Raw genomic sequence first — 22,270 nt, forward strand, 5'->3', positions numbered from 1 at the left:
GCAATGATATGTTTAGAATTGGATATCGTACAGTGAAAACAGCAGTTGGAACAGGTGCGGCAGTTTTTATTGCGCAGCTATTCGGTTTGGAATTTTATAGTTCTGCGGGCATTTTGGTTATTTTGTGTGTGCAAAATACGAAACGAAAATCACTCCAAGCATCTTTGCATCGGTTTTTAGCTTGCTTATTATCGATGGTATTCTCGTTTTGTATTTTTGAAACAATTGGTTATACACCACTTGCTATTAGTTTGTTACTTCTTACTTTTATCCCAACAGCTGTTATGCTTAAAATTCAAGAAGGAATTGTTACAAGTTCAGTTATTGTCATGCATTTGTATTCATTAAAACATATCACATGGTTAGCGATTGGAAATGAAATTGCAATTTTAACAATTGGAATTAGTGTGGCTTTATTGGTAAATATGTATATGCCAAGTGCAGAAAAAAAATTAAAAGGGTATCAGGAAAAAGTAGAATGGAATTTTAAAACGATTTTATTTGAGATGGCTGTATATTTACGAAATCGAGATAGTACATGGGCTGGAAAAGAATTAATTGAAACAGAGGACATTTTAAAGCAAGCAAAAGAGTTATCCTTCAAAAAACTTGAAAATCAATTTATGCGAGAAGATGATTATTATTATCGGTATTTTGATATGCGTATGCAACAATTTGAAATTTTAGAGCGGATTATGCCGCTTGCAGCTTCCTTATCGTGGTCATATGAGCAATCAGATATGATTGCGGAAGTGATTGGAAATGTGGGGAATTCTATTCGTCCTGAAAGCACAGGTCTTATTTCACTTAGACAATTACAAGAAATGCGAGAGATTTTTAGAGAAATGCCACTTCCTAAGACACGTGAAGAATTTGAAATGCGTGCGAAGCTTGTTCAACTTGTTTATGAAATGGAGCAATATTTACTTATTAAAAGTAGGTTTAAAGGGAAGGATAATGTGAAAGAACTTATATAAATCCAAATTAAAAAGCCAACATCAAACCATTCTTTTTAGGTAGGCAAGAGCATCCGGCCATGCATAGAAGCGGTCAGTTCCTTTTTTCGCCCCATGCCGTGTGAAAATAAAAGAGGAAATAAGTGGAGAGTAGTTTTTGTTTTCATAGCCGCAGCTAATATGTCGAAAAATCAAAGTGGATTTATATATATAGGGAAGGAATGAATCATGTCGTATTTTCTGTCCTTACTATTATGTTTTTCTCTTTCACCGATATGGCCTCTTGGAGATAATCCGCGTGCTGGAAATCCATTTATTATTGTAAATAAGCAGACGAACAAGCTTGCTTATATTGATGATGGTAAAATACAAAAGGTCTTTCCTATAGCGACGGGAAAAACAAACGAGTTAACGCCAGAGGGAAGTTTTGATATTGTAATGAAGGCAAAAAATCCTTATTATATTGCGAAGGATATCCCTGGTGGTTCACCAAAAAATCCACTTGGCTCTAGGTGGATGGGATTTAATGCACGAGATACTGACGGGAGTAAATATGGTATTCACGGTACAAATCAGCCAAGCTCAATTGGAAAATATATTTCACAAGGATGCATTAGAATGAAAAAAAATGATGTGGAATATTTATTTGATCGCATTCCAATTGGAACAAAGGTATGGATTGTAAAATCGAAAAGAACATTTCAGCAGCTTGCAAAAGAAAAAGGAGCTCTGGTTTACGAAAAGGTCAACCGAACAAGTTGGCTTTTTCTTTCCATGAACTTGTCTTGACATGTGTACATATCCATGTATTAATGAGGATATACGAAGATTATTGGAAAAGGAGTTGCTCGTATGTATTTGAATCCAAGGCTTTCTTATATGCAGTTTTTTATTGGCTTTCTATTCATTGTGACTTTCATATTGGCAACTTTTAATGTATGTTCTTTTCTGGTGTCAATTGTGTTCATGGCACTTTTAAATGTAACTTTTGTTATAGGAGCGTTTCAGCAAAAACATTATACCAGCTTTGTTATGGCCCTTGTGATGGCTTTTTCATTTAGTATTGTAGCGCTTGTACTAATAATAAAATAAAATATAAATCATTCATTAAAATGATTGTGATTGAACAGGCTGTTTATTTTCTATCCAGGAGAATAAACAGCCTGTTTGTGCTAAGAAAGGACGACATTATATATCGTCCTCCTTACCAAAACATACTTGCTCCAGTGAGTAATGTTGTTACAAGCATTGAAATTAGCATAACGTATATCATAACTTTTTGTGCTTTCTTATTCATGTTAAACCTCCTTACAATCATTCCAACTCTCCCTCGCTATTTGCGGACAGTAACACTCCCACTTTAAAATTCAGCAAAAGCAAAGAAGTTAGGTGGGAGATGAACTGTCCGTAAAAGCCCAATTGGTGAGGATTAATAATTATTGGGGGAATGGAGAACCCCAAATAATTAAAGTTTCACTTTATTGTATCGAGAAATGGAAACATGGACAAGGGTATAGAGAAGACAAAATTCGAGAAGTGTATCTAAAATATAACAGGAAAATTTGAAATACACAGAGAATATAAACAGCATAGGACACAGTTTTTTCGGTGCCTTTTAAAAAAGTTTTGCAAGCTGAAGAATGGAGATACGATAATGAAAATATATGAAACAGAACGTTTGCAATTAAGAGAAATCGATGAGTCGTATGCAGAGCAAGTTCTTCAATATTACGACAAAAATCGTGAGTTTTTAAAGGCGTGGGAAGAATATCGACCAGATGATTTTTTTACATTGGATTATCAAAGAAAACGGTTGCAAAAAGATGAGAAAGAATTTGTAGAAGGGAAAATTATTCGATTATGGATTTTTAAAAAAGGTGATGATACGAATATTATCGGTTGTATTTCTTTCAATTTAATTGTGCGTGGAATTTATCAGTCCTGTGTTCTTGGTTATAAACTAGATAAAGATGAGTTAAACAAAGGTTATACGACAGAAGCGCTTAGAAAAGCAATTGAAGTGGCTTTTCAAGAATTCCAATTACATCGTATAGAAGCCCCGATTATGCCCCGTAACTTAGCATCTATTCAAGTTGTAACGAAGATTGGTTTTCAATATGAAGGGGTGTCCCGGAAGATGTTAATGGTAAATGGGGTTTGGGAAGATCATATGCGGTGGGTCCTTTTAAATGAGTAGAAGAAAGCAGATGGTTATCTAGATGTGTGAACCATCTGTTTTTTTAGCTTGTCTTTCGAAACTTTTGCGAAATTCTGTTATAATTAACGATGTTACATACTTAATGCAATGCAGGAGGCGCATTCTCATGATTAATCAAGAACGTTTAGTAAATGAATTTATGGAACTTGTGCAAGTAGATTCTGAAACAAAATATGAAGCAGAAATTTGCAAAGTGTTAACAGAGAAATTTACTGCTTTAGGTGTTGAAGTATTTGAAGATGACACGATGGGTGTAACTGGACATGGTGCAGGTAACTTAATTTGTACTTTGCCAGCGACGAAAGAAGGAGTAGATACAATTTACTTCACTTCTCATATGGATACAGTAGTTCCTGGTAAAGGAATTAAGCCTTCTATTAAAGATGGTTATATTGTATCAGATGGTACTACAATTTTAGGGTCAGACGATAAAGCTGGATTAGCATCCATGTTTGAAGCAATCCGCGTTTTAAAAGAAGAAAATATTCCTCATGGAAAAATCGAGTTTATTATTACAGTTGGTGAAGAATCAGGTCTTGTTGGGGCGAAAGCATTAGATCGTGAACGTATTACAGCAAAATATGGCTATGCATTAGATAGCAATGGAAAAGTGGGCGAAATCGTAGTTGCAGCGCCAACGCAAGCAAAAGTAAATGCGATTATTCGCGGGAAAACAGCTCACGCCGGTGTAGCACCTGAAAAAGGTGTATCTGCAATTACAATCGCAGCAAAAGCAATTGCAAAAATGCCACTTGGTCGTATTGATTCTGAAACAACTGCAAATATCGGTCGTTTCGAAGGTGGCACACAAACAAACATCGTTTGTGACCATGTGCAAATTTTCGCAGAAGCTCGCTCTTTAGTAGATGAAAAAATGCAAGAGCAAGTTGCAAAAATGAAAGAAGTATTTGAAACAACTGCAAAAGAAATGGGCGGTCAAGCAGATGTTGAAGTAAAAGTTATGTACCCAGGATTTAAATTTGCTGATGGCGATCATGTTGTAGAAGTTGCAAAACGTGCTGCTGAAAAGATTGGTCGTACACCTTCTCTTCACCAAAGTGGTGGCGGAAGTGACGCAAACGTAATTGCAGGGCATGGTATTCCAACAGTAAACTTAGCAGTTGGTTATGAAGAGATTCATACAACAAACGAGAAAATTCCTGTTGAAGAATTAGTAAAAACAGCTGAACTAGTTGTTGCAATTATTGAAGAAATAGCGAAATAATTGTAAGCATACGAAAAAAATGGCGTGTAAACCATCATAGGTTTACACGCCATTTTCATTTGGATTCGATTGCTTTTACAAGGCGAATGAGCCAATATAAAAAAATCCAGGGGAGTATATACGTTGTTGCAACACGTACTAAGTGAGGTAGCAGTGCGAAGGTATTCACATTAATATTAAAAATCGGCAGTAGTAAATAATTAATAGCAATAATTAATATAATAACGAGGAACGTGTAATTGAGTTTACTATGGTTTTTCATATCATCCTCTCCTTTTACATAATTATCCATTGATGATTTCAGTATATCAAAAAATAGTTGGAAAGAACGTGTTTTTGTGATTGAAAAGCTCCACTGTTTTTGAGGAATTTGATATAATAAATTCAGGAACAAACGTTCTTTTTTGGGGGTGAGAAACATGAGAGAAATGTATCCAAAAAACGGTTGTGTCATTCTACATGTTGATATGAATTGTTTTTTCGCGTCAGTTGAAATTGCCCATGATCCATCATTAAAAGGAAAACCATTAGCGGTTGCAGGGAATGAAAAAGAACGAAAAGGGGTTATTGTAACATGTAGTTATGAAGCAAGGGAATACGGAGTACGTACAACAATGCTCCTTTGGGAAGCGAAGCGGTTATGTCCAGAGTTAGTTGTGAAGCACCCGAATTTTAAATTATATCGCGAGGCGTCATTTGAGATGTTTCAAATTCTTTCACGCTTTACTGAAAAGATTCAGCCAGTTTCTATAGATGAAGGTTACTTAGATATAACAGATTGTTATGGATTAGGTTCACCTCTTGAGATTGCTAAGATGATTCAACAAACATTATTAACAGAATTACAGTTGCCATGCAGCATTGGAATAGCCCCAAATCTTTTTCTAGCGAAGACTGCGTCAGATATGAAAAAGCCGCTTGGTATTACTGTGTTTCGGAAACGAGATATTCAGGAATTACTTTGGCCACGTCCTGTTGAAGCAATGCATGGAATTGGTGAGAAAACAGCAGAAAAGCTAAAAGAAATCCATATACATACAATTGAACAGTTGGCAAAGGGAGAAGCGCATGTGATTCGTGCAAAAATAGGAAAGCACGGCGTTGATTTACAAAAACGCGCAAAAGGTATGGATGATAGAGAAGTCGATCCAAATCAAATGGGACAACATAAAAGTATCGGAAATTCAACAACATTTTCGAAGGATATGGATGAAGAGAAGGAATTGCTTGATATGTTAGAGCGCTTATCGAAATCAGTTAGCAAAAGGCTACAAAAACGGACTCTTGTCAGCTATAACATTCAAATTATGATGAAATACTATGATCGGCGTACAGTAACGCGGAGTAAACAATTAAAAAATGCAATTTGGGAAGAATGTGATATTTTTCAAGCTGCTTCACGTTTATGGAAGCAACATTGGGATGGCGATCCGATTCGATTGCTTGGTGTCACAGCTACGGAATTAGAATGGAAAACAGAATCAATTAAACAACTGGATTTATTTTCATTTGAAGAAGATGCGAAAGAAGAGCCACTATTAGCTGTGATTGACCAGATTAATGATAAATATGGAACTCCTGTTTTACAAAGAGGGAGTCAGTTATTTCGAAAGCAGGAGAAATCTTTTTGGCATAAATTGGAAAATAAATTTATGTAAAAAAGTGTCATGGTAATTTAGTACTCATGACACTTTTTATATTTAACTCGCTTCTAAATCTAATGAAGTTTTCCATCCTGCAGTCGTTACTCCAGATTCCAAAAGCATTTGATTTACTACTTTCTCGATTAAGGCTACTTGATTTGTTACCGAGAATTAGGAAATACTCTTCGAACGGTTTCGGTAAATTCTTCAAATAACCCTGTTACTGGTTTGCCTTGGTTAATTTTGTCCGCATAGTCTCTCATTCGATCTACAAAATCAGGATTTGAAGATACAAATACATGACGAATATCTGGGTCGGTAGCTCTAACTTGATCTGCAACTTTCTTTTCTAATTGCTTTGTGATTTGTCCTTTTACATTTTCACGTAAAACAACTGCAACATAGGCATTTCTATTTGTGACGATTACATTTGCCTTGTCTATTTCTTCTAGTTCAACGATTCGATCTGCCGCTTTATTTGCTATATGCAGTCGTGTTTCATTGTTCGTGACACCGTTCGTATTATTTTTTACTCTTTGAAGGTTAGTGTTGTTTCCTTCGTATGTAACATTTCGTACGCCATTGTTTTCGCGATTATCCAATGCTTTCTCCTTTTGCTTTCCTGCACATCCAAGCAATGAAATAATTGCCAAAAAAATGATTGAAAACATCTTTAATTTTTTCAATGATATCTCTCCTTTACAATACTATGTTTTTAAAATGACCAGTTGGCCATTTATTATTCATAGTAAAAAGGGGATGATATTTTGTATATTTTATAAAAACAAAAAAAGCATCGATTTTCGATGCTTTTTTATTTTTATCCCGCTATTTGCGGGCAGTAAGACCCCTATCTCAAATTTCAGTGAAAGCAAAGAAGTTAGATTGGGGATCAACTGTCCGTAAAAGCCCGGTTGGTGAGGGCTAATAATCAGTGGGGGATGAAGCGACACTGATTAAAGTTTCACTTTATAGATTATGAGATGGAAGGATTTTCATAAATCACAATCTCTGAATTGTTTGTTGTTGAAATACGTTGTGCATAATATGTGATAGATGAAGAAATGTATTCAGGTAACGTTCGATTTGTATGCGATGTGGTGTATTCATGAATTAACTCTTTTAAAGTCGTCCATTCTAGTGGTGCTGGGTGATCAGACACGAAAGAACTTACCCAGCGATCAAATGAAGATGAAAAATCAGTTTGTAAACGAAATACTTCTTTCATAGTTAAACGCTCCCTTTATTTGTAATACAATTATTTTACTATAAAACACGAACGATTGCTATTTTTGTATCGTTAACGTTCGTTTAATATAGTTGTCTAGATGAGTAGTTCATAGAAATTCATTTGCCATTTGAAATAACATTCCGTAAGATGAAAGATAGATTCTATAAAGAGCTGGAGGAAAGAAAGTGGAATTTGTATTTTTAGGAACTGGTGCAGGCGTCCCTTCAAAAGGGAGAAATGTTTCGGCAATCGCTTTGCAGTTGTTAGAAGAACGAGGTGAAACGTGGTTATTTGACTGTGGTGAAGCAACACAACATCAAATTTTACATACATCAGTGCGTCCACGTCGCATTGAAAAAATATTTATTACACATTTGCATGGAGATCATATTTTTGGGTTACCTGGTTTATTAGGAAGTCGTTCCTTTCAAGGAGGAACAACTCCATTAACAGTATACGGACCAAAAGGGATTAAGCAATTCATTGAAGTCGCATTATCGGTGAGTACAACACATGTTAAATATCCACTTGAAATTGTAGAAATTACTGAGGAGGGTATTGTTTTTGAAGACAAGCAATTTCATGTAGAAACGAAGAGGTTGTCACATGGAATTGAATGTTTTGGATACCGAATTGTTGAGAAAGACATACAAGGACATCTCCTTGTTGAGAAGCTGCTAGAAGCTGGCGTAAAGCCAGGGCCAATCTTTAAACGTTTAAAAGACGGTGAAGTAGTTGAATTAGAGGATGGAAGGGTTTTACACGGAAAAGACTTTATTGGTCCACCTCAAAAAGGAAGAATCATTACGATTTTAGGGGATACACGTTATTGTGAAGCAAGTAGAATCCTTGCGCAAGATGCAGATATACTTGTACATGAAGCGACATTTGCAGCAGCAGATGAAATCCAGGCACATGATTATTTTCACTCAACAACAGAACAGGCAGCAAGTATTGCATTGCAAGCGAATGTGAAACGGTTAATATTGACTCACATTAGTTCGCGTTATCAAGCAGATACATATAAGGAATTGTTACAAGAAGCTCAGTTGTTGTTTGCAAATACAGAAATAGCTATGGATTTGAAATGTTTTCCAGTAGAACGATAGCATTTTACAAACAATGGCAACATAAGTTTGCCATTGTTTTATTTTTTATAAAAAATTTTTTCTCTACAAGATAGTTGAAACTGTTATCATTTGATATCTATATGAACTAATACAGGGATTTTAAGATTTTTAGATGAATATGAGAAAAACACAAAACATCGGTCATTTTGAAAAACTGTTATATAGGTAGTTTGTCTTATTGTTACTACAAGAGAAGTAAAAAAAAAATTAATTCTGAAACTTTGAAATTCAACAAAAGTAAGCGTTTCATAAAAAACAAGCTATAATGAGGGCAAATTACAATTCGTCGGGAGTTACAGCGTGCATTTTAGCCATTTTTCGTAACGAAACGAAATTGACTAAAAGAGAGAGGGCATCATGGAGATTATTAAGGGAACGGTATTATTATTATTTGTACTCAGTCTTTTTTCACTCTTTAGTTTCTTGGAGAATCAGCAGGTAGTCTAGGCGGAGTAGCTGGTGCAACTCTTGTTGCGTTAGCAATGGGGGTATCACCTGTTTATGCTATGCTTGTAGGGGCTTCTGTGTTAAAATTTGGATTGCTACCAGGATTTATTGCTGGTTATCTTATTTCATTTTTAGTAAAGAAAATTGAAAAACGTGTACCAGAAGGATTAGATTTAATTGCATGTATCGTAATCGCTGCGCCATTAACAAGATTGATTGCAAAAGGAATGGATCCAGTTGTAACAGCAACATTGAAGCAAATCGGAGGAGTTATTACATCAGCTGCTGATGTAAGTCCGATTGTTATGGGGATTATATTAGGTGGTGTTATTACAGTTGTTGCGACTGCACCTCTAAGTTCAATGGCACTAACGGCACTTCTTGGTTTAACAGGGCTACCAATGGCTATTGGGGCATTAGCTGTAACAAGTTCATCCTTTATGAACTATGAATTCTTTAAGCGAATGAAGTTTGGTGATAAACGTACGACGATTGCGGTTGCAATTGAGCCGCTTACGCAAGCAGATTTAATTTCAGCAAATCCAATTCCAGTGTATGTAACAAACTTTATTGGTGGTGCGGTTGCCGGAGTTATTATCTCGATGTTCGATCTTATTAATAATGCAACAGGAACAGCAACGCCAATTGCCGGACTTATGGTTATGTATGGTTTTAATGATCCGATGAAAGTAACGCTATGTTTCTTATGTATTATGGTGTCTGGTATTATTGCAGGATATATTGGCTCACTTCTATTCAAAAACTATCCAATTCGTACAGCGGAGCAAATTCGTGGTACGGGAGGAAAGGCAACAGAATCGGCAGCTTAATAGAATAGTAGTAAGCAATTTTTTATAAAAGATTTAGGGGGAATCATGATGAAATATCGCTCAGTATTTGATATTATCGGTCCAGTTATGATTGGGCCGTCCAGTTCACATACAGCAGGTGCAGCAAGAATGGGGCAAGTTGCTCGTCAACTTTTCCGTCATGAACCAAAAAGAGTTACGATTTCGTTATATGGCTCGTTTGCAAAAACATATCGTGGTCATGGAACGGATGTAGCATTGATTGGTGGTATACTAGGATTTGAAACAGATGATACACGTATCCCAAGTGCGCTAGAAATTGCAAAAGAGCGTGGGATTGAAGTGGACTTTATTGAAGAAGAAGCGAATGCACCACATCCGAATACAGCGAGAATTCGTTTGTATAAAGGAGAAGAGGAGATTGAAGTGGTCGCTTGTTCAATTGGTGGTGGAAAGATTGAAGTGGTGGAATTAAATGGGTTTGATTTACAACTATCAGGAACAAGTCCGGCACTTCTTATTGTAAATAATGATCGCTTTGGAGCGATTGCATCTGTAGCTTCTATACTTGCCAAACATGAAATTAATATTAGTACGATGAGTGTCTCACGTAAGGAAAAAGGAAGAAGAGCGCTTATGGTCATTGAAACAGATGAATTGTTGGCAGATGAAGTTATCGAAGAAATTAAAGGACAATCTAATATTTGTCAAGTAACTATTATGGATTAATTGCAGGGGGGACACACCATGTTTCGGAACGCAGCGGAACTAGTGGCGCAAGCTAAAGAACAGAATGTAAAAATTGCAGAAATTATGATTCAATGTGAAATGGAGACAAGAAGTATCTCTCGTGAAGAAGTACTTGCAGGCATGGAGAAAAACTTAGTCGTGATGGAACAAGCGGTAGAGCGTGGTATTAAAGGTGTGAAATCACCGACTGGTTTAACTGGCGGAGATGCGGTGAAAGTACAAGAGTATATGAAGAGCGGAAAAGGTTTATCTGGGCATACGATGTTGGATGCAGTGAGCAAAGCGGTTGCAACAAACGAAGTAAATGCAGCAATGGGAATCATTTGTGCAACACCAACAGCTGGATCAGCTGGGACTGTACCAGGCGTACTATTTGCGCTCAAAGAAAAATTACAGCCAACACGTGAAGAAATGATTGAATTTCTATTTACAGCAGGAGCATTTGGGATGGTTGTTGCCAATAATGCTTGCATTTCAGGTGCAGCTGGAGGTTGTCAAGCTGAGGTTGGTTCAGCAAGTGGAATGGCAGCAGCGGCAGCTGTTGAAATGGCTGGAGGAACACAAGAGCAAGCAGCTACAGCGATGGCGATTGCTTTAAAAAATATGCTAGGGTTAGTATGTGATCCAGTTGCTGGACTTGTAGAAGTACCTTGTGTAAAACGTAATGCAGCAGGTGCATCAAATGCTATGATTGCAGCGGATTTATCACTAGCTGGTGTAACAAGTACAATTCCATGCGATGAAGTTATTGAAGCGATGTTTAGAATTGGGCAAACAATGCCAGTTGCACTTCGTGAGACAGCTGAAGGTGGACTAGCAGCAACACCAACAGGGCGTCGCCTTCAAGAAGAGATTTTTGGAAAGAGTAGCAAATAAGAGAATACAATCGTGATAAAAGAACGGAGCTCAGATCTATTTTCTGAGCTCCGTTTATTATTTTTCGTTTGTTAATTGTTCTAATGTTTTTCCAAGTTCATGTGATCGTTTTGTAGCTTGTGTAATACATGCGACGAGTGCTTGTTGAAAATTAAAACTTTGAAGAACCTCGATCCCAGCTTCTGTCGTTCCACCAGGAGAGGTGATTTCTTTTCGTAAGATAGAAGGGTGCTTAGTATTAGCTTTAAGCATTTCAGCGGCACCGATCATTGTTTGTAAAATAAGTGATTTAGCCACAGACTCTTCTAAGCCGATCTGTTTTGCGGCTTCTTCCATTGCTTCAACTACGTAATACACGTACGCAGGGCCACTCCCAGATAGTGCAGTAACAGCATGCATATGTTCTTCTTCCACCACTGAAACAAGGCCAATTGTTTCAAATAAAGATTTAGCAATGTAAATGTGCTGCTCTGTTGCATGCAAGGATGGAGAAATAGCTGTGGCTGATTTTAAAATAGCGGCTGATGTATTTGGCATTGCTCGGATAATCGGAACATTTTTTTGAAGCAGGCTTGTAATAGAACTTGTAGAAACACCTGCTAATAATGAAATAACGAGTTGATTATTCGTTATATATTTTTTTATAGGTTGAAGTGCTTCTGCGACGTCTTTTGGCTTCATTGCAAGGAAAATAATATCCGCATGAGCAAGTAGTTCTTCTTTGTTATGTGTTCCTTTGACACCGTATTTTGTATGTAATTCCTGTAATCTTGTTTCATTTGAGCGGTTACTTACTGTAATTTGTTCACCCGTTACAACCTTCGCATCTAATAAACCGGCGATGATTGCTTCAGCTATAGATCCGGCACCTAGAAAGGAAATATTTTGAATAGACATGATGAAGCCTCCTTAATTTTTGTAAGAAAAACTTATAAATTTACATACATTCGTTTTATTATAGAAAACACCTTCTTTTTATCTGAAAATAATGACAAATTTTTAAAGAAGTTGTAAACTGAAGAGGGATTCATTTTTGAACCGGAGAGAGACGGGGGGCATAAACATGGTAGCAATTCATCGAATGGAGATTCCTGTTCCATTTGCAGTTGAGACAGTTAATGTGTTTTTAGTAAAGGGAGAATCATTAACATTAATTGATACAGGGACAAATACAAAAGAGGCCAGGGCAGCATTAGAAAAACAATTAAGGACTTTAGGATATAGGATAGAAGACATTGAAACAGTAGTGATTACACACCATCATGCTGATCATTGTGGACTTTTAAATACATTTTCTGAGAAGACAAATATTGTGGGCCATCCTTGGAATGAGCCGTGGATTACGCAGGATTCTCAATTTTTGAAACGTTATCAACAATTTTTTAAAGAAGCCGCATTACAGTTCGGAGTTCCAGAAGCATTTTTGAAGAATGAAGCATTACTTACGACGAAAACACTTAAATATTCTTGTAATAGATCGTTAACACATACTGTACGAGAGGGAGACAGTATTGAATCGTTACCGGAGTTTACAGTTATTGAAACACCTGGGCATGCTTCGACTCATATTTCGTTATACAGGGAGCGTGATGGACTATTAATTGGTGGGGATGCTTTAATCAGTCATATTTCCTCCAATCCGATACTAGAACCGCCATATGAAGGACAGACAGAGCGAGCGCAACCTTTACTACAATATAATCAAACATTAAAACGTTTAAGTAACATGAAGATTTCACGCATTTTATCAGGTCATGGAGAAGACATTGTGAATGTGAAAGAGCTGATAGAGGGAAGATTGCAAAAACAAGAAACACGTGCTTTCAAAGTGTTAGAATTATTAAAAGAAAAACCGATGACAGCCTTCGAAGTATGTGTGAAATTATTTCCTGTATTATATAAAGAACAATTGCCACTTACGATTTCGGAAACAGTTGGACAATTGGACTTTTTAGCATATAATCAACAAGTGATGATTGATGAATCGTCGCCACAATTGATTTATTATGCAAAGTAGGTGACAGCGATGACGGGACGTTTACAAGAAAAAGTAATCGTCATTACAGGAGCTTCTAGTGGAATTGGAGAGCAAGTTGCGATGCAAGTTGCAGCGCAAGGCGCGATTCCTGTATTAATAGCGCGGACAGAGGAAAAACTACGAGTATTAGCTGGAAAGATTAAATCGACTTACAATACGCCTTGCTATTATTACGTATTAGATGTAAGTGAAGAAGCAGAGATTGATACTGTTTTTGCAAGAATATTAAAGGATGCAGGGCAGATTGATATATTGGTAAACAATGCTGGTTTTGGTATTTTCAAAACGTTTGAAGAAGCGTCCATGACTGAAGTGAAAGATATGTTTCAGGTCAATGTATTTGGATTAGTAGCTTGTACGAAAGCAGTATTACCTCATATGTTAGAGAGAGATAGTGGACAAATCATTAATATTGCTTCGTTAGCAGGGAAAATTGCAACGCCAAAATCTAGTGCGTATGCAGCAAGCAAACATGCGGTATTAGGATTTACGAATAGCTTACGCATGGAGCTCTCAAATACAAATATTCATGTAACAGCGATTAATCCAGGGCCAATTGACACAAACTTTTTTGATATTGCTGATCAATCAGGTACATATGTAAAAAATATGGGACGTTACATGTTAAAGCCAACATACGTAGCAGAGCAAATTGTAGAAGCGATGCAAACGAAAAAGCGTGAAGTGAATTTGCCAAAATGGATGAGTGTTGGGCCTAAACTTTTTGCGTTATTTCCAGTTTTTTTTGAACGTATAGCAGGTAAATCATTAAGTAAAAAATAGGGGATTTCCATTTGGAAATCTCCTATTTTTTATTTTCCCGTAATATATTCATAAACAATATCCTCAATTGCTTCATATACATCGATATCGGGTTCCGAACCAATGGTTGTTTGGACACTTTGAATTAAAGTTTCCCGATCCTCTTTTGAAATAGGTTTACATTGATATTGCCGAAAACTTTTTATCAACATCTTTTCAATTAATTTTTCATTCATGTTTTTCCCCGCTTGCATGTATAAATGTATTGTTTTTATTGTACTTGAAGTATAGAAAAAATACTAGCGTACATCAAAGGTGTATAAAAATTCATGTATAATTATTATTTTTCTAGAAAAATTACGTTTTTAAAACTTTTAAAATTAATAAATATTTAATTGACTCTATAAATATACAATATTATAATCATATTTAATTTAAAGAATCGATATAAGGAGGAGCATATGAAAGTCGCGATTATTGGAGCAACTGGATATGGAGGAATTGAGTTAATAAGGTTGTTACATCATCATCCATATTTTTCGATTACATCTGTCCATTCTTTTTCACAAGTAGGGGAACGAATAACAAATGTATATCCGCACTTACAAAATTTTATTGTCCATACGTTACAAGAAATAGACGTGGATGTAATAGCGAAGGAGGCTAGTATTGTATTTTTAGCGACACCGGCAGGGGTTTCGGCGGAGCTGACGCCACGCTTGCTAGCGTCTGGTTTAAAAGTTATTGATTTATCAGGTGATTTCCGTATGTTGAATCCTTGTACATATGAAACATGGTATAAAAGGCCTGCTGCAAAGGAAGAAATTCTTCAAAAGGCAGTGTATGGATTAAGTGAATGGAAAAAGTTAGCTATTAAAGAAACGGAATTGGTTGCAAATCCAGGATGTTTTGCAACAGCGGCACTACTAGCAGCTGCGCCATTAATGCGGGGCGGGATGATAGAGGAAGACTCACTTATTATCGATGCGAAATCAGGGGTGTCAGGAGCGGGAAAAACACCGACAACAATGACTCATTTTCCGGAGCTGTATGATAATTTCCATATTTATAAAGTGAATGAGCACCAGCATGTTCCAGAGATTGAACAAATGCTTGGTGAGTGGAATAAACAGGCAAAACCAATTACATTTAGTACACATTTAATTCCGATATCGAGAGGGATTATGGTTACTCTCTATGCAAAAGCAAAACGAGATATCCATGCACAGATATTAGAGAAGTTATATGAAGAAACGTATTGTCATGCTCCTTTTGTTCGTATCCGTTCTAAAGGAGAGTTTCCAAGTCCAAAAGAAGTAAGGGGTTCAAATTATTGTGACATTGGAGCGGCTTATGATGAACGAACAGGACGTATTACAGTTGTATCCGTTATCGACAATATGATGAAAGGAGCGGCTGGGCAAGCAATTCAAAATGCAAACTTATTAGCAGGTCTGGAGGAAACGGCTGGATTACAATATATGCCGCTCTATCCATAAGGAGGAGGAATGATGATTGGAACAGATTCTATTATAAAAGTTGCAAGTGGATCAATTGTAACGCCAAAAGGTTTTGCAGCGATTGGTACCCAGGTAGGGTTGAAAAAAGGGAAAAAAGATATGGGAGCAATTGTTTGTGATGTTCCTGCTAATTGCGGAGCTGTTTATACAACAAATCAATTTCAAGCTGCGCCAGTACAAGTTACAAAAGAAAGTATAGCTGTGGAAGGAAAGCTACAAGCAATTGTTGTAAATAGCGGAAATGCAAATGCATGTACAGGTGTACAGGGGTTACAAGATGCGTATGAAATGAAAACGTTGGCTGCGAAACAATTCCAGGTAAAAGAAAATCATGTGGCAGTTGCTTCAACAGGTGTCATTGGAGTTTCTTTACCAATGGAAGCAATTCGTACTGGTATTTCCTATCTCGTACCGTCGAAAGAAAAAGAGAAGGCAGCTTCCTTTTATGAAGCGATATTAACAACGGATCTTGTTATAAAGCAATCATGTTATCAGTTTATGATTGAAGGAAAAGAAGTGACGATTGCAGGGGCAGCAAAAGGTTCTGGTATGGTTCATCCGAATATGGCAACGATGCTTAGTTTTATTACAACAGATGTAAATATAGAACAAGAAGCACTCCAGCTAGCATTATCACAAGTTACGAATCATACATTTAATCAAATTACTGTGGACGGTGATACATCTACAAATGATATGGTCGTTGTAATGGCAAGTGGGTTATCAGGAACAACTGCTATTCATACGAATCATACGGAGTGGGAGAAGTTTATGTTTGCTTTGCAAAAGGTATGTGAGGACTTAGCGAAGCAAATTGCTAAAGATGGTGAAGGTGCTACTAAGTTAGTTGAAGTAAATGTATACGGAGCACGAACAGTAGAAGAAGGGAATAAGATTGCGAAACAAATTGTTGGCTCAAGTCTTGTGAAAACTGCAATGTATGGTGAAGATGCAAATTGGGGCCGCATTATTAGTACGATTGGTCAAAGTGGAGTTGTTATTGATCCTATCGCTGTTGATATTGCTATTCAGTCTATTTCTGTTTTACAAAGCAGCGAGCCACAAGCGTTTTCTCAAGAGGAAATGAAACAAAAATTAAAGGAATCTGAAATTGTTATTGATGCTCATTTGCACCTTGGAGGGGAGAAAGGAAGAGCTTGGGGCTGCGACTTAAGCTATGACTATGTGAAAATAAATGCTTGTTATCGTACGTAAGGAGAGAGAAGATGAGCGAGTATATCGTAGTAAAATGCGGTGGTAGTATGCTAGAACGTTTAGACCATGTGTTTTTTGAATGTATAGAGCAGCTGAAGAAAAAATATCAAGTTATTGTTGTTCATGGCGGTGGACCAGAAATTGATGCAAAGCTAAAGCGATTTAATATTCCAATTGAAAAGAAGAATGGGTTACGTGTGACGACAAAAGAAGTGATGAATGTTGTTCAAATGGTTTTATGCGGAAGCACGAATAAAAAAATGGTGATGAATTTTCAAAAGCATGGCTTGCATGCAATCGGAATCTCTGGTTGTGATGGGGAATTACTTCAAGTTCAGCCTCTTGATGAGGATATTGGATATGTTGGTGAAGTTAGCGGTGTAGAGACTTCACTATTAAAAGGGTTACTAGATTTGAATTATATTCCGGTTATTGCTCCAATTGGGGTAAGAGGAAACCAGGTTTATAACATAAATGCAGATACAGCCGCAGCCGGAATTGCAGCTGCGCTGGGGGCGAAAGAACTTATTTTTATTACGGATGTAGATGGGATATTGTTCGAAGGGAAGTTGTTAACGAAAGCGGATGAAGCTGAGATCCTACGTCTGATAGAAAAAGAAGTTATTACAGGGGGGATGATTCCGAAAGTACAGGCTGCTCTCACCTCAATACAGATGGGAGTCGAGTATGTCAGCATTGTAAATGGTACAAAACATTTTTTAGGAACATCAGGGGAGTGGGTTGGAACGACGGTAACAAAAGGGGTGAATGTCGTATGAATAGTCAAATATTTCCGGTATATAGGAGGCGCAATGTTGAAATTGTTCAAGGAACCGGAACAAAAGTGATAGATGAAAGTGGGGAAAAGTATTTAGATTTTACTTCTGGAATTGCTGTATGTAATTTAGGACATTGTCATCCTGTACTTGTAGAAGCAGTAAAAAAGCAATTACAGGAAATTTGGCATATATCAAATCTTTTTCCGCACAAGGTCCAAGAAAAGGTAGCTGAATTGCTAACAGAGAGGCGTGAGTTAGATTACGTGTTTTTTTGTAATAGCGGGGCAGAAGCCAATGAAGCAGCGCTTAAACTAGCGCGGAAGCATACGGGGAAATCTCTTGTTTTAACATTCCAGCAATCTTTCCATGGAAGAACATTTGGAACGATGAGCGCAACGGGGCAAGAGAAAGTAAAAAAGGGATTTGGTCCACTTCTTCCATCTTTTTCACATATTCCCTTTAATGATATAGCCGAGCTCAGGGAGACAATGAATGAAGAAGTAGCTGCAGTTATGGTGGAAGTTGTTCAAGGTGAGGGTGGCGTCTTACCTGCTGATATTTCCTTTTTGCAAGAGATTGAGAAGTTATGTAGACAATATGGTGCTCTTTATATAATCGACGAGGTGCAAACGGGTATGGGAAGAACGGGAACGTTGTTTGCTTATGAACAGACCGGAACATCTCCAGATATCGTTACAGCGGCAAAAGCGCTTGGAAATGGGATCCCGGTTGGGGCAATGCTTGGAAAGAAAGAGCTTATGACTGCTTTTTCAGCGGGGACCCATGGTTCAACATTTGGCGGAAATTACATTGCAATGACAGCAGCAAAAGAAGTACTACAAATTATAAAACAACCTTCATTTTTACAAGAAGTAAAAGAAAAGGGAGAATACTTCCTGCAAAAATTAAAGCAAGAATTACTTGATGTTGAATGGATTACTGATATTCGAGGGAGAGGACTTATGATTGGAGTCGTTTGTAAGTGTGACGTCACATTCATTATAGAACAGTTAGAAAAAGAGGGGCTTCTTGTATTGCAAGCTGGAACAAATGTTTTACGGCTTTTACCACCACTCATTGTAACGAATGAAGAAATAGACGAAGCAGTAAATATGATAAAAAGAGTGATTTGTACACAAAAATCACCAATATTATAAGGGGGAAATTCTATGTCAACTATACAAGTACCGAAATTACAAACGAAAGATCTTTTAACATTAGAAGAACTGACGCAAGAGGAGATAATTGCGCTAATTGAATTTGCAATGTATTTAAAAAAAGAGAAACATGAACCTTTATTAGAAGGGAAAATATTAGGTTTAATTTTTGATAAACATTCAACTCGTACGCGTGTTTCTTTTGAAGCAGGAATGGTACAACTCGGTGGACATGGAATGTTTCTAAGTGGAAAAGAAATGCAACTTGGCAGAGGGGAAAGTGTTTCAGACACAGCAAAAGTATTATCTCATTATATTGATGGAATTATGATTCGTACATTCTCGCACGCAGATGTAGAGGAGCTTGCGAAAGAAGCAAGTATTCCTGTTATTAATGGATTGACAGATGATCATCATCCGTGTCAAGCATTAGCTGATTTGATGACAATTTATGAAGAAGTTCATACATTTAAAGGGATTAAACTTGCTTACGTAGGGGATGGAAATAATGTATGTCACTCTTTACTGCTAGCAAGTGCAAAAGTCGGTATGCATATGACAGTGGCGACTCCCCCAGGGTATGAACCGAATGAACAAATTGTAAAGCGTGCGCTAGAAATTGCAAATGAGACGGGAGCAAATATTGAAGTTTTGAATGATCCGGAGTTGGCAGTGAAAGGTGCTGACTTTGTCTATACCGATGTTTGGATGAGCATGGGGCAAGAAGATACGGAAGGGAAATACCAATTATTTCAACCGTTTCAAGTGAACGAAAAACTTGTTCAGCATGCGAAAGCAACGTATCGCTTCTTACATTGTTTACCCGCTCATCGTGAAGAGGAAGTAACAGGAGAAATTATAGATGGATCGCATTCTGTTGTCTTTGAGCAGGCAGGGAATCGATTGCACGCTCAAAAAGCATTATTGGTAAGTCTGCTTCAAAACATCAAAAAACCTTCCTAATTGGGGAGGTTTTTTGTTACGAAATGTCTGATGTATATTTGGTGAATGTTCTTTGTATCATTTATAATAAGATGAAGTTAGTATAAGTGAAGTTAAATAGGGTTGTTTGTGTCGTAGTATTAAGTTCATACTACGAAGAGAAAAAACTATTAAAGAGATGATAATTGTGCAAACAGGTAAAAAAACATATTCATTTTTTCAACGTATTTGGAGAGTGCTTAAATTTCATTATTATAAGTTGCTTCGGTCGCCAGAAGGAGCGAAGAAAGTGTCACGTGGATTTGCGATTGGATTTGCTTTGGAAATGTTGGTGATTTATACAGCGTCACTTGTTTATCTTATTTTTTATCCAATTGTACGCTTAGCAAAGGGATCTTTTCCAGCAGCGGTTATTGGTAATATTATCGGAAAAATATCATTTCTTCCGGTAATTTTGTTTCCGTTTGCATATGCATTAGGGAAAACTTTATATCCATTTGAAATAAAGGTAATTCAGCATAAACCATATACAATATCTGATCTTTTCTCGAGTAATATTTTTATTATGTTAAAGAGCTTATTACAGAGTGAAGTATATGTATTAATTGGGATGACAATTTTCGGGGGTGTATTTGGAGTAATATCTTATTTTGTTGTGCATTATTTATATGAAAAGAACCGTAAGTTACGTTTGAAAAAAAGAAAAAAACGCGCGAGAGAACCACTTGTACAAATATAAAGAATGTCACATTCATTTTCCGCCTTGAATATGCTTAAAAAAGGAGGGAGAATGAATGTATTATTACTATGTACCTCAAGCATACTCATATGTGTATTATTATCCTGTTCCTTATACAAGGCAACAGTTTGAAACATATCAGCAAGCGCAGCCTTCTCCGGAGCAAAAACCATACTTAACAACATGGCCGTATTCAAATGTATATTATGGAAACTATTATGAATCATAAAGCTGCTTCCTTTGGAAGCAGCTTTATACGTTTGTTTTCAAAATTAAATTTTGAATCGTTTGAAGCGAGTGAATGAGTTGTTCACGATCGCTTTCCGATAATGTTTGAAAGTTTTCTTTTAGTTTGTCTAAAATGAATTGTTGATATTGACTTACTAACGATTTCCCTTCTAGTGTTAGAGAAATTAAAATGACTCGTCGATCTTTTTCGCTGTAATGACGCTCTATAAGTTCTTCTTGAATCAATTTATTTAATAGAGGTGTCATGTTGGGCCTTGAAATCGCTAATCGCTTTCCGATTTCTGACACTGCTAATGTGCCACGTTCATGCAATAGCAGTAACACCTGTGTATGTGACGGTGGCATGTGCCTTTGTGAAGAAAACTCTCCAGGAAGCATAAATTTGCGATAAAAAAGAGGCACTAACGAAAGAAGATGATCAACAATACGTTCCCATTCGCGTGATTCCATATAAAGGCCCCCTTCCATTATCATTGTAACAAAAAAAGGTACCGTATAAAAATAGAATTGTTCGTTTTTGTTTTAATATTTGTAGGATAGAACTTGTTTAGTAAACGCGTTGGCAATAATTTCATAACCTTTATCATTTGGATGTACTTGATCGTACAGTAATTCTTTTTTATCATTTGGTATTAATTTTCGAATTGGTAAAACAATGGACGGTTGATTCGCTTTTGAAATTGAGTAAACCGCATCATTCCAGCCATCTAAAAACATATCTGCATAAGAAGCAATTGAATCATCGAGTTGTAAAGGGTTATAAAGTTCAGATAAAATAAGTAAGGCATTTGGATTGAGAGTTCGAATTGTTGTTACGATGTCTTTTACATCTGTTTCAAAATGATTTTTTTCTTTGTTTAACATTTGCATACCATCTATAACTCCTACATTACGATTTAAGCGAAATAAATTATTTCCGCCAATACTAATGGTAATTAAATTTGCTTTTTGAATTTTTTGTTTTACTTCTTCTGATTGAACCTTCTGAACAAGACGATCCGTTGTTAACCCGTTTACACCGAGGTTTTCTACTGTAATTGGTTTATGAATTTGTTCCCCTATTTGATTAGAGGCTAGCTCCGCATATCCCCCTTGTGTAGAGCCATATCCTTTTGCGAGAGAATCGCCTAGGACAAGATGATAGAAGGAATCATTTGTTTGTTTATCAATCCAACGAGGGGCAGATGTTGTTTCTTTTTCCTTTTGTTTTGTCTCATCGTTCTTTTCGAAATACGAATAAGAAATGATTAGAAGGAGGAGACAAAGTATAGTTAAGATGACTTTTTTCATAAAATTATCCTCCTTGTAATTGGTTATTGTATCATATTTAGCTGTATAAGCAATGGAAGGTTATATTATATCTTTATGTAAAGTTTACAATAACTTTACATAAAATTTGTAGAAGTATGTCAAAAATTATTGACGATATGAAAGTATGTTCGATATGATAATGTCAGATAAGGTGAAACTTCCATTAGTGGGGGATTTTCTTCATCCCTTCACCTGATGGTTAGTTGAACCAATCGGGCTTTTACGGGCAGTTGATCCCCCATCTAACTTTTTTGCTTCTGCTAAATTTTGAGG

At 36.6% G+C, this 22,270-nt stretch carries 26 protein-coding genes and 2 pseudogenes; 19 read left to right on the forward strand and 9 right to left on the reverse strand.

The features are described from left to right. Positions 1-8 precede the first annotated feature (8 nt). The 3 genes from JDS96_RS15360 (at position 9) to JDS96_RS15370 (ending at position 2,048) form a co-directional block, all read left to right on the forward strand. A complete protein-coding gene (locus tag JDS96_RS15360; RefSeq protein WP_003200157.1) occupies positions 9-977 on the forward strand; it encodes an aromatic acid exporter family protein in 969 nt (322 codons plus the stop codon). Positions 978-1,184: 207 nt separating this feature from the next. Beyond that, a complete protein-coding gene (locus JDS96_RS15365; protein ID WP_199667294.1) occupies positions 1,185-1,745 on the forward strand; it encodes a L,D-transpeptidase in 561 nt (186 codons plus the stop codon). A gap of 63 nt (positions 1,746-1,808) precedes the next feature. Next, positions 1,809-2,048 (forward strand): DUF3894 domain-containing protein, encoded by a 240-nt coding sequence (locus tag JDS96_RS15370; protein ID WP_016116232.1) that lies wholly within the window; start codon positions 1,809-1,811, stop codon positions 2,046-2,048. Positions 2,049-2,160: 112 nt separating this feature from the next. Here JDS96_RS15370 and prli42 read toward each other — a convergent pair whose 3' ends face one another. After that, a complete protein-coding gene (gene prli42 / locus JDS96_RS15375) occupies positions 2,161-2,253 on the reverse strand; it encodes a stressosome-associated protein Prli42 (protein ID WP_018780796.1) in 93 nt (30 codons plus the stop codon). A 357-nt stretch (positions 2,254-2,610) separates the two neighbouring features. On the opposite strand from prli42, the gene JDS96_RS15380 reads away from it, so the two are divergent. After that, entirely contained in the window at positions 2,611-3,153 is a 543-nt protein-coding gene (locus JDS96_RS15380; RefSeq protein ID WP_003200165.1) for a GNAT family N-acetyltransferase, read from the forward strand. 127 nt (positions 3,154-3,280) lie between these two features. Continuing rightward, positions 3,281-4,399, forward strand: a complete 1,119-nt coding sequence (locus JDS96_RS15385; RefSeq protein WP_003200167.1) for a tripeptidase T — start codon at positions 3,281-3,283, stop codon at positions 4,397-4,399. 55 nt (positions 4,400-4,454) lie between these two features. Here JDS96_RS15385 and JDS96_RS15390 read toward each other — a convergent pair whose 3' ends face one another. Next, the gene (locus JDS96_RS15390) at positions 4,455-4,661 is read right to left on the reverse strand and encodes a hypothetical protein (RefSeq protein WP_029426860.1); all 207 of its coding nucleotides are present in this window, start codon (positions 4,659-4,661) and stop codon (positions 4,455-4,457) included. A gap of 157 nt (positions 4,662-4,818) precedes the next feature. On the opposite strand from JDS96_RS15390, the gene JDS96_RS15395 reads away from it, so the two are divergent. After that, entirely contained in the window at positions 4,819-6,057 is a 1,239-nt protein-coding gene (locus tag JDS96_RS15395) for a DNA polymerase IV (RefSeq protein WP_199667295.1), read from the forward strand. Between the two features lie 42 nt (positions 6,058-6,099). Here JDS96_RS15395 and JDS96_RS15400 read toward each other — a convergent pair. The 3 genes and pseudogenes from JDS96_RS15400 to JDS96_RS15410 form a co-directional block, all read right to left on the reverse strand. After that, positions 6,100-6,204: pseudogene (locus JDS96_RS15400) on the reverse strand (MgtC/SapB family protein); the annotation flags it as partial. After that, positions 6,204-6,728, reverse strand: a complete 525-nt coding sequence (locus JDS96_RS15405; RefSeq protein WP_018766132.1) for a YhcN/YlaJ family sporulation lipoprotein — start codon at positions 6,726-6,728, stop codon at positions 6,204-6,206. The pseudogene JDS96_RS15400 and the gene JDS96_RS15405, both read right to left, overlap by 1 nt. A gap of 290 nt (positions 6,729-7,018) precedes the next feature. After that, positions 7,019-7,270: a DUF3932 family protein gene (locus tag JDS96_RS15410; protein WP_003200148.1), complete on the reverse strand. Its 252-nt coding sequence runs from the start codon at positions 7,268-7,270 to the stop codon at positions 7,019-7,021. 188 nt (positions 7,271-7,458) lie between these two features. Between JDS96_RS15410 and rnz the strand changes: the two genes are divergently transcribed. The 4 genes and pseudogenes from rnz to sdaAA all read left to right on the forward strand — a co-directional run bounded on the left by rnz (position 7,459) and on the right by sdaAA (position 11,285). Continuing rightward, positions 7,459-8,382 carry a ribonuclease Z gene (gene rnz / locus JDS96_RS15415; protein WP_003200147.1) on the forward strand — a complete coding sequence of 308 codons (924 nt, stop codon included), beginning with the start codon at positions 7,459-7,461 and terminating at the stop codon, positions 8,380-8,382. Between the two features lie 378 nt (positions 8,383-8,760). Then, positions 8,761-9,680: pseudogene (locus JDS96_RS15420) on the forward strand (PTS sugar transporter subunit IIC). Positions 9,681-9,728: 48 nt separating this feature from the next. Then, positions 9,729-10,388 carry an L-serine ammonia-lyase, iron-sulfur-dependent subunit beta gene (gene sdaAB, locus JDS96_RS15425; RefSeq protein ID WP_016116224.1) on the forward strand — a complete coding sequence of 220 codons (660 nt, stop codon included), beginning with the start codon at positions 9,729-9,731 and terminating at the stop codon, positions 10,386-10,388. Positions 10,389-10,406: 18 nt separating this feature from the next. Continuing rightward, entirely contained in the window at positions 10,407-11,285 is an 879-nt protein-coding gene (sdaAA, locus tag JDS96_RS15430; protein ID WP_003208393.1) for an L-serine ammonia-lyase, iron-sulfur-dependent, subunit alpha, read from the forward strand. A 57-nt stretch (positions 11,286-11,342) separates the two neighbouring features. Here sdaAA and proI read toward each other — a convergent pair whose 3' ends face one another. After that, the gene (gene proI / locus JDS96_RS15435) at positions 11,343-12,182 is read right to left on the reverse strand and encodes a pyrroline-5-carboxylate reductase ProI (RefSeq protein ID WP_016131979.1); all 840 of its coding nucleotides are present in this window, start codon (positions 12,180-12,182) and stop codon (positions 11,343-11,345) included. Between the two features lie 166 nt (positions 12,183-12,348). Between proI and JDS96_RS15440 the strand changes: the two genes are divergently transcribed. Both JDS96_RS15440 and JDS96_RS15445 read left to right on the forward strand, forming a co-directional pair. Continuing rightward, positions 12,349-13,302 carry an MBL fold metallo-hydrolase gene (locus JDS96_RS15440; protein ID WP_018780803.1) on the forward strand — a complete coding sequence of 318 codons (954 nt, stop codon included), beginning with the start codon at positions 12,349-12,351 and terminating at the stop codon, positions 13,300-13,302. Positions 13,303-13,311: 9 nt separating this feature from the next. Continuing rightward, positions 13,312-14,106, forward strand: a complete 795-nt coding sequence (locus JDS96_RS15445; protein ID WP_199667296.1) for an SDR family NAD(P)-dependent oxidoreductase — start codon at positions 13,312-13,314, stop codon at positions 14,104-14,106. 29 nt (positions 14,107-14,135) lie between these two features. On the opposite strand, the gene JDS96_RS15450 is transcribed toward JDS96_RS15445, so the two are convergent. Beyond that, complete coding sequence (locus JDS96_RS15450) at positions 14,136-14,321, reverse strand: YqzH family protein (RefSeq protein ID WP_199667297.1); 186 nt, start codon at positions 14,319-14,321, stop codon at positions 14,136-14,138. 225 nt (positions 14,322-14,546) lie between these two features. Between JDS96_RS15450 and argC the strand changes: the two genes are divergently transcribed. The 7 genes from argC (at position 14,547) to JDS96_RS15485 (ending at position 20,666) form a co-directional block, all read left to right on the forward strand. Then, positions 14,547-15,584, forward strand: a complete 1,038-nt coding sequence (gene argC / locus JDS96_RS15455) for an N-acetyl-gamma-glutamyl-phosphate reductase (protein ID WP_003208399.1) — start codon at positions 14,547-14,549, stop codon at positions 15,582-15,584. Between the two features lie 12 nt (positions 15,585-15,596). After that, on the forward strand, positions 15,597-16,820 hold the full coding sequence (argJ, locus tag JDS96_RS15460) for a bifunctional glutamate N-acetyltransferase/amino-acid acetyltransferase ArgJ (protein WP_199667298.1): 1,224 nt from the start codon (positions 15,597-15,599) through the stop codon (positions 16,818-16,820). Between the two features lie 11 nt (positions 16,821-16,831). After that, positions 16,832-17,599, forward strand: a complete 768-nt coding sequence (gene argB / locus JDS96_RS15465; protein WP_199667299.1) for an acetylglutamate kinase — start codon at positions 16,832-16,834, stop codon at positions 17,597-17,599. Beyond that, on the forward strand, positions 17,596-18,756 hold the full coding sequence (locus tag JDS96_RS15470) for an acetylornithine transaminase (protein ID WP_199667300.1): 1,161 nt from the start codon (positions 17,596-17,598) through the stop codon (positions 18,754-18,756). The genes argB and JDS96_RS15470 overlap by 4 nt, the downstream gene beginning before the upstream one ends. A 12-nt stretch (positions 18,757-18,768) precedes the next feature. Continuing rightward, positions 18,769-19,719, forward strand: a complete 951-nt coding sequence (gene argF, locus JDS96_RS15475; RefSeq protein ID WP_199667301.1) for an ornithine carbamoyltransferase — start codon at positions 18,769-18,771, stop codon at positions 19,717-19,719. A 166-nt stretch (positions 19,720-19,885) separates the two neighbouring features. Further along, positions 19,886-20,437, forward strand: a complete 552-nt coding sequence (locus JDS96_RS15480; RefSeq protein ID WP_199667302.1) for a DUF2062 domain-containing protein — start codon at positions 19,886-19,888, stop codon at positions 20,435-20,437. A gap of 55 nt (positions 20,438-20,492) precedes the next feature. Continuing rightward, positions 20,493-20,666, forward strand: coding sequence for a hypothetical protein (locus JDS96_RS15485; protein WP_199667303.1), 174 nt, complete (start codon positions 20,493-20,495; stop codon positions 20,664-20,666). A gap of 23 nt (positions 20,667-20,689) precedes the next feature. Here JDS96_RS15485 and JDS96_RS15490 read toward each other — a convergent pair whose 3' ends face one another. Together JDS96_RS15490 and JDS96_RS15495 are read right to left on the reverse strand one after the other, a co-directional pair. After that, a complete protein-coding gene (locus JDS96_RS15490) occupies positions 20,690-21,136 on the reverse strand; it encodes a MarR family winged helix-turn-helix transcriptional regulator (RefSeq protein WP_097794383.1) in 447 nt (148 codons plus the stop codon). 72 nt (positions 21,137-21,208) lie between these two features. Beyond that, positions 21,209-21,976: a GDSL-type esterase/lipase family protein gene (locus tag JDS96_RS15495; RefSeq protein WP_003208409.1), complete on the reverse strand. Its 768-nt coding sequence runs from the start codon at positions 21,974-21,976 to the stop codon at positions 21,209-21,211. Positions 21,977-22,270 lie beyond the last annotated feature (294 nt).

The sequence above is a fragment of the Bacillus cereus group sp. N21 genome (assembly GCF_016483395.1).
GTDB classification, from domain to species: domain Bacteria; phylum Bacillota; class Bacilli; order Bacillales; family Bacillaceae_G; genus Bacillus_A; species Bacillus_A pseudomycoides.